Raw genomic sequence first — 16336 nt, forward strand, 5'->3', positions numbered from 1 at the left:
CCGATCAACGTACGTCGACCGCCGGACGGGAGGAGGGGCTTTTCTCCGGACCGGCGAGCGCCCGGCGCACCGCCCGCGAGGGCCACCAGCTCGACTCGCCCAACAGCAGCATCGTCGCCGGCAGCACCATGACGCGCACCACGAACGCGTCGATGAGCACGGCCGCCGCCAGGACGAAGCCGATCTGCTTCATCTCGATGATGTGCAGGAAGACGAAGCTCGCGAACACCGTCGTCATCACCACCGCGGCGCTGGTCACCACACTCGCCGAGGACCGGATCCCGTCCAGCACCGCCTGCCGCGTGGGCACCCCGGCGAGCGCCGCCTCCCGGATCCGGCTGACTACGAACACCTGGTAGTCCATCGACAGTCCGAAGAGGATCACGAAAAGGAACAGCGGTACCCGCGACCCGATCGACCCGGTGGACTCGAAGCCCAGCAGGCCCTCGGCCCAGGTCCCCTGGAAGACCAGCACGAGCAGCCCCAGCGCCGCCGCCGCGGACAGCAGGTTCAGGGCGACGCCGAGCAGCCCGAGGACCACCGAGCGGAAGGCGTACACGGTCATCGCGAACGTCACCAGCAGCAGCGCGCCCAGCACCAGCGGCAGTTTGCCGTTCTGGTGGGCGGGATAGTCGGCGTAGCGGGCGACGTCGCCGCTCACGCCGTACTCGGCGCCGGTGATCCGGCCGGCGGTGGCGGGCAGGAAGTCGTCCCGGAGCCGGTCGAGGGAGTCGTACGCCTCCTCGGAGTTGCCGAGGTAGGGCACCTTCAGTTCGAGGGTGCTGGTGCGCTCGTCGGCGGAGGTCCGGATGCGCGACGCCCCGGTGAACAGCGGGTCGGCCTCCGCCCGCCGGGCCACCTGCCGCAGGGCGGCGGTCACCTCCGCCGACCGCGAGGCGTCGGCCCGCACCACGACCTGGTGGGTCACCCGCTGCTCGGGGAACGCCTCGTTGAGCCGGTCGTACACCCGCATCGCGGGAATCTCGCGGGAGTGCGTGTCCCGGCTCATCTCGGTGATCTTCAGCCCGGCCAGCGGGAGGACCAGGGCCAGCAGCGCCAGGACCGATACGCACAGGGTGGCCAGGGGGTGCCGGGCCGCGGGGCGCAGCAGCGCGTTCCACATCCGGCCGCCGCCACCTTGGCCCCGCACCCTGCGGACGGGCTTCCCCCGCTCCGCCCGGCGCGACGCCCGGCGCTCCGCCCGCCGCCCCAGCTTCACCAGCAGCGCGGGCAGGGCCGTCAGCGAACTCGCCACCGCCACCAGGACGACCACGATGGTGCCGGTCGCGAGGGACGAGAAGATCACGTCGGAGGCCAGGTACAGCGTCGCCGTGGAGGCGACCACCGCGAACCCGGAGACCACGACCGCCCGCCCCGAGGTCGCCGCGGCCAGCTCCACCACGGCTTCGGAGGACAGCCGGCCGCCGGAGCGGGCCCGCTCCTCCCGCTCGCGCTTGAGGTAGAAGAGCGTGTAGTCGACGCCGACCGCGAGGCCGATCATCAGGATGACGTTCGTACCGACCCCGGCGTCGGGCGACACGTGCGAGACGACCATCGAGAGGCCGACCGCCGCCGCGATCGACGACAGCGCCAGCAGCAACGGCACCCCGGCCATGGTCACCGACCCGAACACCACCAGCAGCGTCAGCAGGGTGAGGGGAAGGGTGATCGCCTCGGACAGCGCCAGGTCGTCACTGCGCTGCTGGTCGACTCCCTTGCTGACGGAGGGACTTCCGGTCTCCTCCAGCAGCAGCCCGGGGTGGCCCTTCTGCACCGCCGCCGTCTGCGCCAGCAGCGCGTCGACCTTGTCCTTGGCGTCGCGCTCCTCGCCCTTCAGCGTCACCTCGACCATCAGGGTCCGCCGGTCGCCGGACGGCAACGGGTCGGCCACGCCCGCCACTTCGGGCAGCCGCCGCATCCGGTCGGTCAGGTCCTTCGCGGCGGCCCGGGCGGCGTCCTGGTCCAGGGCACCGCCCGAGCGGGAGGAGATCAGCACCTGTTCGGCGGACCGGCGTTCCAGCTGGGCCTCGGCCGCGAGGGCCTCGGCCCGGCCTGCCTCACCGACCCGGTAGTCCGCCGTCTTCGCGCTGTTGGTGCCGACGGCACTGCCGGCCCCCAGGCACAGCACCACGAACACCAGCCAGCCGACGATCGCCCGCCAAGGATGTCGCGCACTCCAGCGCGCCACGCGCACAGTCAGTGAATTCATGCCCAAAAGCGTTGCTGAACAGGGCAGTTGCCGGACAGAGGCACTCGGTTGAACCTGCCGTCCACCGTTCGGTGGACCCGGGCCCGGGGGGTTTCCCCACCCGGGCCGGGGGGTCAGCCCGGCTTCAGGACGACGGCTTGGCCGCCCGCCGGGGCCATCGCCACGTCGAGGGTGCCGTCGGCGGTGACGGTCCGGGTGCCGACCACGACCGGGGTCTGGTACGGGTTCGCGCCCGGGGTGCCGTCGGCGTAGACCGTCGCCGTCCAGGTGCCGCCGCCGAGGAAGGAGAGGGGGAGGGACAGGGTGCGGGACGCTTCGTTCGTCATGGCGCCCAGGTACCAGGTGGAGCCGTTGCGCCGGGCCACCGCGATGTACTCGCCGATCGCACCGGCGAGCGTGCGGCTCTCGTCCCAGGTCACCGGCACGGCGTTGAACCAGGGCAGGCCGGGCCAGTTCGCCGGGTTGTTGTACTTGGACGGTTTGTCGTACCAGAAGAGGAAGTTGAGCGGCTGGTAGTAGACCGCGGCCATGGCCATCTGGTGGGCGTTGGTCGTCTTGTCGCGGGACTGGCCGTAGCAGATCGTGTAGTCCATCGGGCCGCCGATGTTGCGGGCGAACGGCAGCGTCACGTTGTGCGTGGCGGTCGGGAACTGCTCGTTGCCGCGCACGCCCTCCAGGCTGATCCAGTTCGGGTAGGTCCGCTCGTACCCGAACGGCCGGACGTCGTCGTGCATGTCGATCAGCAGCTCGTACCGCGCGGCGGTCCTCGCCCAGTCGATGATCCGGTCGGTCATCGTCCGCGTGCCGTCGTTGATGAACCCGAGCTTGATGCCCCGCACGCCCCAGCTCTTGTAGAGCGCGAACAGGGAATCGGCGTCGGTCAGCGCGAGCCGGTTGACGTAGAGGAAGACGCCGATGCCCTGGCTCGTGGCGTACGAGACGACCGACGTCAGGTCGATGGCGGCGATGGGCCGGGTGGCGTCGGGCGTGCTGAACTCCGGGCCGTACCAGCCGGCGTCGTACTCGATGTACTCAAGCCCCCGGGCCACGGCGAAGTCGACGCCCTGGAGTCCGGCGGCGGTGGTGAGTTCGCAGCGGAAGACCTTGCCCGGCTTGATCCAGGCGGTGTCGGAAAGGGCGTTCGGCGGGGCCAGGTTGAGGACCAGCTCGGCGTTGTCGACGAGTTCGGCGTGGGTGGCGCCGATGACCACCGCCCGCCACGGGGTGGCGAAGGGCGTGGTGACGGTCGTGGCCGTCTCCACCGGGCCGGTGCCGCGGGCGGTGTGCTCCATGAGGAACGCGGAGAGGGTGTTCGGCTCGCCGGGGACCGAACCGAGCATCAGCCGCGGGTACATGACCCGTGACGACTCGCAGACGCAGGCGATGAGACCGCCGGGCAGCGTGGCGGTCAGCGGCAGGTCGGTCAGGGGGCCGTTGTCCGTGGTGGCGGTGCCGGTGACGGGTAGGGAGCCCGGCGCCACCGGCTCGTAGGCGTTCTCGTCGCGGGCGCTGTAGACGGTCGTGCCGTCCGGGAAGACGAACGTCGTCAGCTCGTCGGCGATGGTGGCGGTGCCCTGGTCGAGGAGGAGGTAGCGCAGGGCGACGCCGGTCCTGTAGGCGCGCACCTGCACGCCGAACCGGATGCCGGAGGCCCGGTCCGTCAGGTCCCAGCGCTGCTCCTGGTAGTGGTCGGTGACCGTCGCGTTGCGGCCGTACGCCGGGGTCCAGGTGGTGCGGCGGGTGCGGTGCCGCTCCCGGATCACCCGGACGTCCCGGCCGAGGACGGTGCCGTCGTCGAGCCGGAGGCCGAGGGCCGAGGCGGCGACCACCGTCCGCCCGCCGCGGCGGGCGGACCAGCGGAGGACGCCGTGCGCGACGGAGAGGGTGACGGAGGTGCCGCCCATCCGGGCGGTGACGCTCCGCGGCCGGTCGTCGCCGGCCGTGGATGCCGCGGACGCCGCGGGTGCGGTGCCGGTCCCGGCGGCGGTCAGTCCGGTGGCGGTCAGTCCGGCGGTGGCGGCGCCCTTGAGCATCACCCGGCGGGACGCCGGCCTCACGGAGGGCTCTTCCCGATCTCCCGCAGCTCTCATCGTCAGGGACCTTCCCTCGTAGTAATAGGGTAGTAACCGTTTTCCGTCGGCGGCGAGTGCAGTTCTACGCGCCGCCGCGAAGGCGGGTCAAGACCCCGGAGCTCCTGGGATACGCGAACACGGAGGGCCGGGCGCGGTCAGAGGCCGAACAGCTCCGCCGCGTTGTCGTGGCACACCGCCCTCAGCCACGCGTCCCCGAGGTCCAGCCGCTCCAGCGCGTGGAGCTGGTCCACGTACGGGTAGGGGATGTTGGGGAAGTCGGAGCCGAGCAGAATGCGGTCGCCGGCGTCCGCCAGCCGGGGCAGGGCCCGGCGCGGGAACGGCGCGAGCCGCTCGGCGAAGTCGGTGAACGCCATCGTCGTGTCCAGCCGCACCTCCCCGTACCGCTCGGCGAGGCCGAGGAACTCCTCGTACTCGGGCATCCCCATGTGGGCGACGATCAGCCGGAGCCGGGGGTGCTCCGCCAGCACCCGTGCGATCGGCCCGGGGCCGGTGTGCTTGCCGGGCGCGGGACCGGAACCGCAGTGGATCACCACGGGGACCCCGGCCTCGGCCAGCACGCCCCAGGCCGGACGGAGCAGGTCGTCGGCCGGGTCGTAGGCCCCCACCTGCACATGCGCCTTGAAGACCCGCGCGCCCGCCGCGACGGCTTCCCGTACGTACGCCTCGACTCCCGGCTCGGGGAACAGGGTCGCGGTGTGCAGACAGTCCGGGGTGCGGCGCGCGAAGTCGGCCGCCCAGCCGTTCAGCCAGCGGGCCATGCCGGGCTTGTGCGGATAGAGCATCGAGGTGAAGGCCCGGACCCCGAACCCCCGGAGGATCCGGGCCCGTTCGGCCTCCGCTTCCCGGTAGGTGATGGGCCACTCCAGCCCGCCGGTGAGCGGCCCGAGCGCGTCGAAGTACTCCCAGACCTTGTCCAGGACCCGCTCGGGCATGAAGTGCGTGTGCACGTCGACGAGGCCGGGGAGCCCGAGCCGCCCCCAGAAGCGGCGGATGTCATCGGGCTCGTCACCGTGATCGTTCATGGTGCCCACGATCGGGTGGGACGGGGCGGCGGGGCCAGTGCCGTGCGCGAGAGATCCGTGAGGGATCGGTCACGCCCGCCACGGCCCGCCGTCCCCATCTCCGGGCGACGTGGCGACGCTTCAGCCGATGCGGGCGCACAGGTCGTCCGTGCTCCCGTGGACGAGGTGCACGGACTTGTACCCGGTGGCGCCGATGTCCATCGTGTAGACGCCGTCGATGATGTACAGGCCGCGCGGCAGGGTGCCACCGCCCTCCCCGACGCCGACGAACACCGGGCCGTGCACGGCCCAGCGCTGTGATCCGTCGCGCCGGTACTCGACGACGGCCGAGCCGCTCGCGTCGGCGTCGTGGGTGGCGCCGGTCCCGGTGTTCGTGACGCGGATGACCAGGTCGCCCTTGTAGGCGACCCGCCGTGCGGAGCCGTCGGGGTAGGTGCTCAGCACCCGCCGCACCACCTCGTCGACGACGGGCTCGCCGTGGACGGGGAAGTCGCACCGCACACCGGCGGCGACGTCCCACGGTGCTGAGGGCGCGGGCTCCCAGCCGGGCCCGTCAGCGGCGGACGCGGGCTGCGGGCCGAGCAGCACGGCCACAAGTGCCAGTGGCGCGAGGGCGATTCGACGCATGATTCTCCCTGGGGAAGAGGGGCGGAAGGACGGTGCGCCGAAGTCTGGCCCCTGCTTCTGACCAAAGCCTCACCACTCCCGGCCCCCGGCCGCGCCGCCCGGTTACGCTGCCGGGCAGCCATGGATTTCCAGCTGCTCGGTCCGTTCGCCGCCCGTCACGAGGGGCGGCCCGTGCTGCTCGGCAGCCGCCGTCAGGAGCGGTGCCTGCTGGCCGTCCTGCTGCTGCACGCCGGCCACTCCGTCTCGACCGGCCGCCTCATCGACCTGCTCTGGGACGACGCCCCGCCCGCCTCGGCCCGCGCCACCGTCCACACCTACGTCGGCCGGCTCCGCGCCGCACTCCGGCCGTACGAGGTGTCCGTCGAGACCCGGCACGACGGCTACGCGGTGGAGCGGGGCCCGCACCGGATCGACGCGCAGGAGTTCACCGAGCTCGTCGGGCACGCGGCCGACGCCCGTGACCCGGTGGAGCGGATCGGCCACTACGACCGTGCCCTCGCCCTCTGGCGCGGCCCCCTGCTCGCGGATGTCGCCGACGACCGGCTGCGTTCACGGCTCGACGGCAGACTGGGCGAACTGCGGCTGTCGGCGGCGGAACGACGGGCGGAGGCCCAGCTCGGCATGGGGCTGCCCGAGCGGGTCGTCGCGGACCTGACGCCGCTGCTCCAGGAGCATCCGGCCCGCGAGCACCTGGTCGCCACGCAGATGACCGCCCTGCACCGCTCGGGCCGCCGGGCCGAAGCGCTCCGCCTCTACGGCCGTACCCGCGCCCTTCTCGCGACCGACCTCGGCATCGAGCCGGGCAGCGAACTGCGCACCCTGTACGAGCGGATGCTGAGCGGCGACCCCCGGCTGGACCGGCCGCCCGGGCCCGTCTACGCGGTGCGGGTCGACGACCAGTGGCTCCCCTGGAGCACGAGCGGACACCCCGCGCTGGAGTTCTGCAACACCTACGCCGGGTGGGGCGGGGACCGGCGTCCCGGGTCGGAGTGGCTGCCCGGTTACGCCACGTTCGCCGTGTGGGCCGGGCACCTGGACCTGACCGAACACCGGCAGACCGCCCGGCTGCGGGAACAGGCCCTGCGCCGGCCGGACGAGGCCACCGCCGCCCTCGACGAGGCCCGGCGGTTCCGCACGGACCTGTACGCCTGCCTGACCGACCCGCAGGACGGCCGGGCGTTCAAGGCGGTCGCCGCGGTGGTGGAGGAGGCCGCGGGGCTCTCGGTCTTCACCCGGGGCGAGGACGGCCTGGGCCGCTGGCAGCCGTCCCCGTCCGCCGGGCTGCGCCTGCCCCTGCACGCGGTGGCCCGCACGGCGGGCGAACTCCTCGCCGACCCCCGCCGCTTCACCGTCCGCACCTGTCCCGCCCCCGACTGCGGCTGGCTGTTCCTCGACGAGAGCGGCCGCCGCAGGTGGTGCAGCCTGCGCACGTGCGGGACGAGACGGGGCTGCGGTGTGAGCTGAGGACGGGGCCGGGGGGGGGGGTGACGCGTTGGCGGCCGGAAGCGCGGCCGCGCGCCGCCTGCCGCGCGCCGCCTGCCGTCTGCTGCCTGCCGCGCGGCGCCTGCCCCCCCGGCAGCCTGCCCCCCGGGCAGCCTGCCGCCCGCCGCGCGCCGCCTGCCGCGCGCCGCCTGCCGCGCGCCGCCTGCCCCCCGGCAGCCTGCCCCCCGGGCAGCCTGCCGCCCGCCGCGCGCCGCCCGCCGCCCGCCCCTTGCCACCCGCCGGACGGCGCCCCGCGGAGCCCTCACGCCTCCCGGAACCGGTCCGTCGCCGCCACCACGGCCGCCGTCATGGAGGTTCCCGACAGCCCGTGCCCCTCGCCGCCGATCAGGACGAGTTCCGCGTCCGGCCACGCCTGTGCCAGGTGCCACGCGATGTCCGCAGGCCCGCTGATGTCCATCCGGCCGTGGATCAGCACGCCCGGGATGCCGGCCAGCTTCCCGGCGTCGCGCAGCAGCGCCCCGTCCTCCAGGAAGGCGGTGTGCCGCCAGTAGTGCGTGACGAGCCGGGCGAAGCGCATCCGGAAGCGCGGGTCCTCGTAGCGCGGGTCGGGCCGGTGCCCGGGCAGGGTGGAGACGTGCACGTCCTCCCACCGGCACCACTCCCGCGCGGCCCGCTCCCGTACGGCGGGATCGGGGTCGGCGAGCATCCGGGCGTAGGCCTCCACCAGGCTCCCCTCGCGCTCGGCCTCCGGCACGGCGTCGCGGAACCGGGCCCACTCCTCGGGGAAGATCCGCCCCATGTCCCGGGTGACCCACTCCACCTCGCGGCGCGTGGTGCTGGTGACGCTGAAGAGGACCAGCCCGGACACGGACCCCGGGTGCCGCTCGGCGTAGGCCAGGGCGAGGGTGACGCCCCAGGAGCCGCCGAGGACCAGCCACTCCCCGATGCCGAGGTGCTCCCGCAACCGCTCGATGTCGGCGATGAGATGGTGCGTGGTGTTGGCGGCGAGCGGGGTTCCCGTGTCGGCCGCGTCGGGCGTGCTCCGCCCGCACCCGCGCTGGTCGAGGAGCACGATGCGGTACGCCGCCGGGTCGAACAGCCGCCGCCAGAAGGGCCCCGCCCCGGAACCGGGCCCGCCGTGCAGCACGAGGGCGGGCTTGCCCGCGGGGTTCCCGCAGACCTCCCAGTACACGCGGTTGCCGTCGCCGACATCGAGCATGCCGTGCGCGTACGGCTCGATGCCGGGGGGATAGGGCTCGGCCATGCGCGATGTCCTCTCCTGACCTGCCTCGGACGACTTGCCTCGGACACACCCTGGATATAACAGCGCTGTTAGATTATCAGCGTGAGGAATCAACCGGATCCGGCCGCCGTGGGGACACTGCTCCGCCACGTCCTGGAGCTGCTCGACGGTGACGTGGCCGCGGTCTACGAGGAACAGGGCATGGCCGGGTACCGGCCCCGCTTCTCCCCCGTCGTCCGTGCCCTCGTGGCGCAAGGCCCGCTCTCCGTGCGCGACCTGGCCGAGGCCATCGGCGTCACGCACTCGGCGGCGAGCCAGACCGCCGCCCAGATGGCCCGCGCGGGCCTGGTCACCCACACCCCCGACCCGCTGGACGCCCGCCGCCGGCTGGTCGGCCTCACGGCCGAGGCCCGGTCGCTGCTGCCGCGGATCGAGGCGGAGTGGGAGGCGACGGCCGCGGCGATGGCGGAGCTGGACGCGGAACTGTCGATGCCGCTGGGGGAGTTGCTGGCCGAGGTGGCGCAGGCGGTGGGACGGCGGCCGTTCCGGGAACGGGTGGCGGCGGCTCGCCGGACCGCGTGACCGGGGGCCGGCCCGCCAGGTCGGCCGACAGGGGGCAGAAACTGTCCGGCCTCCGGGAGTACCCACCTTTTGTGCGGACTGGTCAGTGCGCCGGTGCCGCGGGAACCTCGACCGCGCCCCCGCCCGCCATCGGCATCCGATGACGGGCGGGGGCGCAGGCACGGGGCAGGGCGGGACGCGAAGCGCTAGCCGCCCGTCACCTCGGTGACCCTCCAGCGCTGGTTGGACCCGGAGTTCGGCTGCCAGACGCCCACGGAGGCGCCGTCGTTCGTGGACTGGCCGCCGACGTCCGGGAGCTGGCCGGTCGCCGCGTTCACGAGCGTCCATGAACCGTCGCCGGTCGTGGACGCGATCCACTGCGCGGCGGTGTCGCGGCGGCCCTCGTCGGGTTCGGCGACCAGGGCGCCGTCACGGATGGCCAGGCGCTTGTCCGCGCCGGTCTCGGTGAGGACGTAGCGCTTGCGGTTGTCCTCGCCGCGGATCTGCTCCACCCGCCACTGCTGACCGCTGGGGTCGGTCGTGTTCGGGGTCTTGATGACCAGGCCCGTGCCGTTGCCGGCGATGGTGAGGTCCTTGCCGCTCTGGACGCCGGTCAGGCGGTAGGTGTGGCCCTTGCGCAGCTCGGCGGCGTCCTTGGCGACGCCCGAGACGCCCTTGACGAGGAACGACGTCACCGACTGCGCGGGCACCGTGAGGGTGGCCTGCTTGCCGGTCACGCGGACGGGCTTGTGCTTCTCCAGCTTGCCGTCGGCGCTGGTCACCACGGGAGTGACCGTGGCGCGGGAGGACACCCGGCCGAACTTCGACAGGTCGAGGGTGACCTCGCGTGCCTCGGTGGCGCTGTTGACGTGGACGACGGTCGCCGCGTCGCCCTTGCGGGAGACCGCCGCGGTGCTGGAGGTGTCGTTCGTCTTGATCAGCCGGTCGCCGGGCTTGATGTAGTGCGTGAAGTTGCGGGCCGTGTCGAACTTGGTGTTGGTGTAGATCGGGCAGGACTTCAGGGTGTCCTTCGAGGTGCAGCTGAACGGGAGCTGGATCTCGCCCCAGTTGCCGCCCTTGGCGGACTCGCCGCCCGGCTTCATGTTGTCGTAGTCCTCGACGGGCTGCCAGAACACCCAGGCTTTCGGCTCCAGTTCCCGCAGGTCGTCCACCATGCGCTGGGCGAGGCCCAGGCCGGGCCGCATGTCCGTGAAGCTCTGGCCGTCGCCCCAGTCGCCCTCGACCTCGCTCATCCACAGCGGCTTGTCGGCGGCCTTGGCCAGGTCGCGGACGGTGGTGCGCTGGCCGGTGCCGTAGGTGTGGACGTTCATCTGGGCGACGAGATCGCGGACCTCCTGGGGGTAGGAGTTCCAGTTCGCCGCGAAGGTGCCGGGGTTGGTCTCGTCCATCGCGGATATCTCTGCGCCCGAACGGGACTCCTCCAGGACCGGGGCCAGCGCGCGGAGCACCTTCTGCTGGAGTTCGGGGCCGATGTGGGCGCCCTCCTGGCGTCCGCCGGTCGGCTCGCCGTCCGGGCCGAGCTTGGTGCCCCAGTAGTCGGTGTTCGGCTCGTTGAACGGGTCGAGCGTGTCGACCTTGATGCCGTGCGCCTTCTCCAGCCGTTCGGTCGCGCCCACCAGGTACTTGGCGAAGTCCTCGACCGACTCGGGCTTCAGCTGGTCCTTGCCGGCGTCGAAGTTGCCGGAGACGTAGCCGCTCTCGGTCATGAACCAGGGCGGGGAGTTGCTGAAGGTCTCCCAGTGGGTGATGTCCTTCTTGATGCGGTCGACCCACCAGCGCTGCGTCTTGTCCGCGCTCTTGTTCCAGTCCGCCGGGTCGTCCGCGTCCCACCAGTCGACGTCCTCGCGGGTGGTGCCCGCCGGGGCCTTCCACCAGCCCTCGACGGCGCCGCCGGCCCGCAGGTAGTCCTTGACGTCGGGGGCGTTGCCGCCGCCGATGTTGTAGCGGGCGATGTTCAGGTTGAGACCGTCGTCGCCGAAGAGGAGCTTGTAGAGCTTCTCGCGGACCGCGGGCGGGTAGTCGCCGGTGGCGTTGGCGAACCAGACCAGGCTCGTGCCCCAGCCCTCGAACTTGTCCCCGGCGTAGGAGGGGTCGGGCCGGACGGTGACGCCGGCGGCCGCGGCCTGGGCCGGCTCGGCGTGCGCGGCGGGCAGGGTCGTCGTGGCCAGGAGGGTTCCGGTCGCCACGGCGGTGACGCCGATGGCCCCGAGGAGCCTTCTCTTACGGGTGCGGTGTGCCATCTCGAGTACTCCAGCTCGTGCGACCGGTGCGGGCTTCTGGTGCGGTTGGACGCCTTCTCGTACGATTTCGACTAGGCAATGTTTACGTAAACATCCACTGGCGGGATGTCTACACTGTCCGAATCTCAGGGGTCAAGGACTCGTTCCGGACCGAAAATTGCGCCGGGTGCGCGGCGAGGGGAACGAGGGGCAGGTGGGCGCCGTGGACGGCGAGAGAGAACCGGCGGGCGCGAGCCGTACGAGAAGGCGTGCGGCCCGGCCCCGACAGGGCGCGTCCATGGCGGACGTCGCCCGGCTCGCCGGGGTCTCCTCCCAGACCGTCTCCCGCGTCTCCAACGGTTTCCCGGGCGTCACCGAGGACACCCGCGCGCAGGTCCTGGCCGCCATGCGGGAGCTGGGCTACCGCCCCAACAGCGCGGCCCGGGCGCTGCGCCGGGGCGAGTTCCGCACCCTCGGCGTGATCACCTTCTCCCTGTCCACCATGGGCAACATCCGCACCCTGGAGGCCATCGCCACCTCCGCCGCCGAGCACGGGTACGCCGTCACCCTGCTGCCGGTGGCCGTCCCCACCCAGGACGAGGTGAACGGCGCCTTCTCCCGGCTGGGCGAGCTCGCCGTGGACGCCGTCATCGTCATCATGGAGATCCACCTGCTCGACGCGGCGACGGTGTCCCTCCCTCCCGGCGTGCAGGTCGTGGTGGCCGATTCCGACGCGGGCGACCGCTACACCGTCGTCGACACCGACCAGGCGGGCGGCGCCCGGGACGCCGTACGGCACCTGCTGGACCTCGGCCACGACACGGTCTGGCACCTGGCCGGTCCCGAGGGCTCCTTCGCCGCCCAGCGCCGCGCCAACGCCTGGCGCACCACCCTCACCGCGGCGGGCCGCACCCCGCCGCCCCTGGTCCGAGGCGACTGGTCGGCCGCATCCGGCTACCGGGCGGGCCTGCTCCTCGCCGACGAGCCGGAGTGCACGGCGGTGTTCGCGGCCAACGACCAGATGGCGTTGGGCCTGCTGCGCGCCCTGCACGAACGCGGCCGCCGCGTCCCCGACGAGGTCAGCGTCGTCGGCTTCGACGACATCCCGGAGTCCGCGTCCTTCCTCCCGCCGCTCACCACCATCCACCAGGACTTCGCCGAGGTGGGGCGGCTGTGCGTGGAGGGGGTGCTCAGCAAGATGCGGCAGGACGGCGTGGAGCACGGGACGACGACGCTGGTGCCGACGCGGCTGGTGCGGCGGGCGAGTACGGCGGGGCCGTGGCCCGGGCGGTGAGGCGGCGATCTGTTCTCGGCGGTGTCGGAGGGGGGTGCTGTCGCCCCCGCGTGTGACTTCGTCGCCGGGCGCCGGCGGGCGAGTACGGCGGGCCGCGGCCCGGGCGGTGAGGTGGCGATCTGTTCTCGGCGGTGTCGGAGGGGGGTGCTGTCGCCCCCGCGTGTGACCTCGTCACCGGGCGCGGTACCGAAGCCGGCCGGTCACCGCCCCGCGCCGCCCTCGATTCCCCCGATCATCCGGAGCGCCCGCGTCACCGTCTCCGCGAAGGACGGCCCCGCCGACCGGTCGGGCCGCAGGGCCCAGTCCTCCACGCCGATGCGCAGCGCCGTGTTCAGGACGCCCGCCTCCACCCGGACCGCGAGGTCGCCGGCGGGGCGGCCCGAGCGGGCGGCGATCATCGCGGCGAACGCGGCCTCCGCGTCGTAGTGCGCTTCCAGCCACACCGCCCGCAGCCCCGGCTCGTCCCGGCACAGCCGGAGCAGGTCGCCGAGGGCCCGCAGGCGCGGGGTGGCGTCGTCGTCCTGCTGGAGGCTCAGGATCGCCTCGGCGACGGAGCGATGGTCGCCGGAGGAGTCCCGCAGCCGGTCCGTCAGCAGATCGAGTCCGGTGGTCAGCAGGGGGCGTACGCACTCCTCCTTGGATCGGAAGTACCGCCACAGCGTGCGCGTGGAAACCCCGGAGGCCAGGGCGATGTCCTCTGCGGTGACGGCCGCGACGCCCTTGGCGGCGAAGAGCCGGACCGCCTCCTCGGCGATCTCCATCCGCGTCTCGGCGCGCCGCCGCTCCGTCAGCGGCGGCCGCCCCGTGGCACCACCTGCTCGTCCGGCCATGCGCCCTCCTCCACTTGCCCTGCACACCTTATTTTATGTCCTGCCATGTCTTGAAGTCGTACAGCGCCTCTATGGCACGTCGCGTCTTTATGTCGCACTGAGCCAAAAAGCAGTACGGTGCCTGACGCCCCGCCAGCGACGAGCGAAGGAGCGCCATGGGTGCCACGGGTCTGTCAGGCAAGAGCGTCATCGTCACGGGAGCCGCCTCCGGCATCGGCCGCGCGGCAGCCCTCAGGTTCGCCGGGGAGGGGGCGCGGGTCGTGGCCGCCGACCTGAACGCCGACGGGGCCAAGAGCGTGGTGGAGGCCGTCGAGTCCGCCGGGGGAACGGCCCTCGCCGTCACCGGGGATCTGAGCGAGCCCGCCGTGGTCGACGCGGTCGTGGCCGCCGCCGTCGGCACCTTCGGCGGCATCGACGTCCTGGTCAACAACGCGGGCGTCATGGACACCATGTCCGCCGCGGCGGACGTGACCGACGCCGAGTGGGAGCGGGTCCTGCGGATCAACCTCACCGCGCCGTTCCTGCTGACCCGGGCCGTCCTGCCGCACATGATCGCGGCGGGCGGCGGCGCCATCGTCACCACCGCGTCCGAGGCGTCGCTGCGCGGCAGCGCGGCGGGCACCGCGTACACGGTCTCCAAGCACGGCGTCCTCGGACTGACCCGCTCCCTCGCGGTGATGTACCGCGACCAGGGCATCCGAGCCAACGCCATAGCCCCGGGCGGCACCGCCACCGGCATCACCGCCGATGTCCGCATCGACCCCGAGGCGCACGGACCGGCTGTCATCGGCCCGCACTTCGTCAACATGGGCCGCATCTGCGAGCCGGAGGAGCAGGCCGCCGCCATCGTCTACCTCGCGTCCGACGCGGCGAGCGGGATCAACGGCGTCGTCCTGCCCGTGGACAACGCCTGGGCGGCCGTCTGACCGCCCCACCCCCCCCCAACCTGCGGCACGAGAGGAAGAGGACCCGTATGTCCACCCCCCACACCCCGCCGGACGTCGACCCGCATGCCCTGCGCGAGCGCTACCGGGCCGAGCGCGACCGGCGCATCCGCCCCGACGGCAACCGCCAGTACCGCCGTACCACCGGCGAGTTCGGCCACTTCGACGACGACCCGCACGCCGGACCCGGCTTCACCCGCGAGCCCCTGACCGACCGCGTCGACGTCCTGGTCGTCGGCGGCGGCTTCGGCGGACTGCTCGCCGCCGCCCGGCTGCGCGAGGCCGGCCTGCGGGACGTACGGGTCGTCGAGAAGGGCGCCGACTTCGGCGGCACCTGGTACTGGAACCGCTACCCCGGCATCCACTGCGACATCGAGTCGTACGTCGACCTGCCCCTGCTCGAAGAGCTCGGCTACGTCCCGAAGTGGAAGTACGCCCCGGGTGAGGAGATCCGGCAGCACGCCCGGGCGATCGCCCTCCACTTCGACCTCTACCGCGACGTCTGCTTCCGCACGCAGGTGACCGAACTGCGCTGGAACGAGGGCGAGTCCGCCTGGACCGTCACGACCGACCGCGGCGACCGGATGCGGGCACGGCACGTCGTCGTCGCGACCGGCCTGCTCAGCCAGCCCAAACTGCCCGGCATCGAAGGCATCGAGACCTTCAAGGGGCACATGTTCCACACCAGCCGCTGGGACTACGCCTACACCGGCGGCGACGCGAACGGCGCACTGACGAAACTCGCCGATCAGCGCGTGGCCCTGATCGGCACCGGCGCCACGGCCGTCCAGGTCGTCCCCCATCTCGGCCGGGACGCACAGCACTTGTACATCTTCCAGCGCACCCCCTCCTCCGTGGACGTGCGCGGCCAGCGCCCCACGGACCCCGAGTGGGCCGGCTCGCTCACGCCCGGCTGGGCGCGGCGCCGCAGGGACAACTTCCTCGCGGTCGTCACGGGCGCCCGGACCGACGAGGACCTGGTGGCCGACGGCTGGACCAGCAGCGCCCGTCTCCAGCAGAAGCTCATCCCGACCAACCACTTCACCGGCCTCACGCCCGAGGAGCGCGAACACCTGGAGGAGATCGCCGACTTCCAGAAGATGAACGAGCTGCGCGCCCGGGTCGACGCGGTCGTCGAGGACCCGGAGACGGCGGAGAAGCTCAAGCCCTGGTACCGCTACATGTGCAAGCGGCCCACCTTCAGCGACCAGTACCTGGAGACCTTCAACCGGCCGAACGTCACCCTGGTGGACACCGCCGACCACGGGGGAGTGGAGCGCATCACCGAACGCGCCGTCGTGGTGGGCGGGGTGGAGTACGAGGTCGACTGCGTCGTCTTCGGCACCGGCTTCGAGGTCGGCGTCTCCGGGCTGCTGTCCGGGCGGCTCCCCGCGTACGGCAGGGACGGCGTCGCCCTGCTCGACGCCTGGCGGGCGACCGGCCCGCGGACCCTGCACGGCTTCTACAGCCGGGGCTTTCCCAACCTGTTCATGCTGGGCTCGGTGCAGAGCGCCGCCTCCGTGAACTACGTGCACGTCCTGGACGAACAGGCCGGCCATGTCGCCGAGGTGATCGCGGAGGCGCACCGGCGCGGGACCCGGTGCGTGGAACCGTCGGCCGCGGCGGAGGACGCGTGGGTTGCCACCATCCGCGAGAAGTCGGCCGACCTGTACGCCTTCCAGGCCGAGTGCACCCCCGGCTACTACAACGCCGAGGGCATGCCGAGGCCCCGCGGCGAGTCCTACGGCGACGGCCCGATCGCGTTCTACGAGCTGATCCGGCGCTGGCGTGCCCAGGGCGGCATGGACGAGGTGCTGGGATCGTGACGGA

12 protein-coding genes are annotated in these 16336 nt (G+C 72.8%); 5 read left to right on the top strand and 7 right to left on the bottom strand.

Features of this window, described 5'->3' with window-relative positions; translation table 11 throughout:
- Positions 1 to 4: 4 nt before the first annotated feature.
- The 4 genes from RFN52_RS20890 to RFN52_RS20905 all read right to left on the bottom strand — a co-directional run bounded on the left by RFN52_RS20890 (position 5) and on the right by RFN52_RS20905 (position 5951).
- The gene (locus RFN52_RS20890; RefSeq protein ID WP_184848097.1) at positions 5 to 2209 is read right to left on the bottom strand and encodes an MMPL family transporter; all 2205 of its coding nucleotides are present in this window, start codon (positions 2207 to 2209) and stop codon (positions 5 to 7) included.
- Between the two features lie 113 nt (positions 2210 to 2322).
- A complete protein-coding gene (locus RFN52_RS20895) occupies positions 2323 to 4266 on the bottom strand; it encodes a glycoside hydrolase family 97 protein (protein WP_311241008.1) in 1944 nt (647 codons plus the stop codon).
- A 170-nt stretch (positions 4267 to 4436) separates the two neighbouring features.
- Positions 4437 to 5324 carry an amidohydrolase family protein gene (locus tag RFN52_RS20900; protein ID WP_184848099.1) on the bottom strand — a complete coding sequence of 296 codons (888 nt, stop codon included), beginning with the start codon at positions 5322 to 5324 and terminating at the stop codon, positions 4437 to 4439.
- Between the two features lie 120 nt (positions 5325 to 5444).
- A complete protein-coding gene (locus RFN52_RS20905) occupies positions 5445 to 5951 on the bottom strand; it encodes a hypothetical protein (protein WP_184848100.1) in 507 nt (168 codons plus the stop codon).
- A 120-nt stretch (positions 5952 to 6071) separates the two neighbouring features.
- On the opposite strand from RFN52_RS20905, the gene RFN52_RS20910 reads away from it, so the two are divergent.
- Complete coding sequence (locus tag RFN52_RS20910; RefSeq protein ID WP_184848101.1) at positions 6072 to 7415, top strand: AfsR/SARP family transcriptional regulator; 1344 nt, start codon at positions 6072 to 6074, stop codon at positions 7413 to 7415.
- Positions 7416 to 7695: 280 nt separating this feature from the next.
- On the opposite strand, the gene pip is transcribed toward RFN52_RS20910, so the two are convergent.
- Positions 7696 to 8658 carry a prolyl aminopeptidase gene (pip, locus tag RFN52_RS20915; RefSeq protein WP_184848102.1) on the bottom strand — a complete coding sequence of 321 codons (963 nt, stop codon included), beginning with the start codon at positions 8656 to 8658 and terminating at the stop codon, positions 7696 to 7698.
- A gap of 81 nt (positions 8659 to 8739) precedes the next feature.
- Here pip and RFN52_RS20920 point away from each other — a divergent pair, with 81 nt between their 5' ends.
- Complete coding sequence (locus tag RFN52_RS20920; RefSeq protein ID WP_311241009.1) at positions 8740 to 9219, top strand: MarR family winged helix-turn-helix transcriptional regulator; 480 nt, start codon at positions 8740 to 8742, stop codon at positions 9217 to 9219.
- Between the two features lie 185 nt (positions 9220 to 9404).
- On the opposite strand, the gene RFN52_RS20925 is transcribed toward RFN52_RS20920, so the two are convergent.
- A complete protein-coding gene (locus RFN52_RS20925; protein WP_184848103.1) occupies positions 9405 to 11459 on the bottom strand; it encodes a glycoside hydrolase in 2055 nt (684 codons plus the stop codon).
- A 277-nt stretch (positions 11460 to 11736) separates the two neighbouring features.
- Between RFN52_RS20925 and RFN52_RS20930 the strand changes: the two genes are divergently transcribed.
- Positions 11737 to 12732 carry a LacI family DNA-binding transcriptional regulator gene (locus RFN52_RS20930; RefSeq protein ID WP_184848104.1) on the top strand — a complete coding sequence of 332 codons (996 nt, stop codon included), beginning with the start codon at positions 11737 to 11739 and terminating at the stop codon, positions 12730 to 12732.
- Between the two features lie 200 nt (positions 12733 to 12932).
- On the opposite strand, the gene RFN52_RS20935 is transcribed toward RFN52_RS20930, so the two are convergent.
- Positions 12933 to 13562, bottom strand: coding sequence for a TetR/AcrR family transcriptional regulator (locus tag RFN52_RS20935; protein ID WP_184848105.1), 630 nt, complete (start codon positions 13560 to 13562; stop codon positions 12933 to 12935).
- Positions 13563 to 13717: 155 nt separating this feature from the next.
- Here RFN52_RS20935 and RFN52_RS20940 point away from each other — a divergent pair, with 155 nt between their 5' ends.
- Together RFN52_RS20940 and RFN52_RS20945 are read left to right on the top strand one after the other, a co-directional pair.
- Positions 13718 to 14488, top strand: a complete 771-nt coding sequence (locus RFN52_RS20940) for an SDR family NAD(P)-dependent oxidoreductase (protein WP_184848106.1) — start codon at positions 13718 to 13720, stop codon at positions 14486 to 14488.
- 47 nt (positions 14489 to 14535) lie between these two features.
- Positions 14536 to 16332: a flavin-containing monooxygenase gene (locus RFN52_RS20945; RefSeq protein ID WP_184848107.1), complete on the top strand. Its 1797-nt coding sequence runs from the start codon at positions 14536 to 14538 to the stop codon at positions 16330 to 16332.
- Positions 16333 to 16336: the final 4 nt, after the last annotated feature.

Origin of the sequence: Streptomyces collinus, assembly GCF_031348265.1 — a bacterium.
In the GTDB taxonomy this organism is placed as follows: Bacteria; Actinomycetota; Actinomycetes; order Streptomycetales; family Streptomycetaceae; genus Streptomyces; species Streptomyces collinus.

Coding starts and splice junctions, on each gene's coding strand:
- RFN52_RS20945 (WP_184848107.1), top strand. CDS start 14,536: ATGTCCACCCCCCACACCCCGCCGGACGTCGACCCGCATGCCCTGCGC.
- RFN52_RS20900 (WP_184848099.1), bottom strand. CDS start 5,324: ATGAACGATCACGGTGACGAGCCCGATGACATCCGCCGCTTCTGGGGG.
- RFN52_RS20930 (WP_184848104.1), top strand. CDS start 11,737: ATGGCGGACGTCGCCCGGCTCGCCGGGGTCTCCTCCCAGACCGTCTCC.
- RFN52_RS20925 (WP_184848103.1), bottom strand. CDS start 11,459: ATGGCACACCGCACCCGTAAGAGAAGGCTCCTCGGGGCCATCGGCGTC.
- RFN52_RS20935 (WP_184848105.1), bottom strand. CDS start 13,562: ATGGCCGGACGAGCAGGTGGTGCCACGGGGCGGCCGCCGCTGACGGAG.
- RFN52_RS20905 (WP_184848100.1), bottom strand. CDS start 5,951: ATGCGTCGAATCGCCCTCGCGCCACTGGCACTTGTGGCCGTGCTGCTC.
- RFN52_RS20890 (WP_184848097.1), bottom strand. CDS start 2,209: ATGAATTCACTGACTGTGCGCGTGGCGCGCTGGAGTGCGCGACATCCT.
- RFN52_RS20910 (WP_184848101.1), top strand. CDS start 6,072: ATGGATTTCCAGCTGCTCGGTCCGTTCGCCGCCCGTCACGAGGGGCGG.
- pip (WP_184848102.1), bottom strand. CDS start 8,658: ATGGCCGAGCCCTATCCCCCCGGCATCGAGCCGTACGCGCACGGCATG.
- RFN52_RS20940 (WP_184848106.1), top strand. CDS start 13,718: ATGGGTGCCACGGGTCTGTCAGGCAAGAGCGTCATCGTCACGGGAGCC.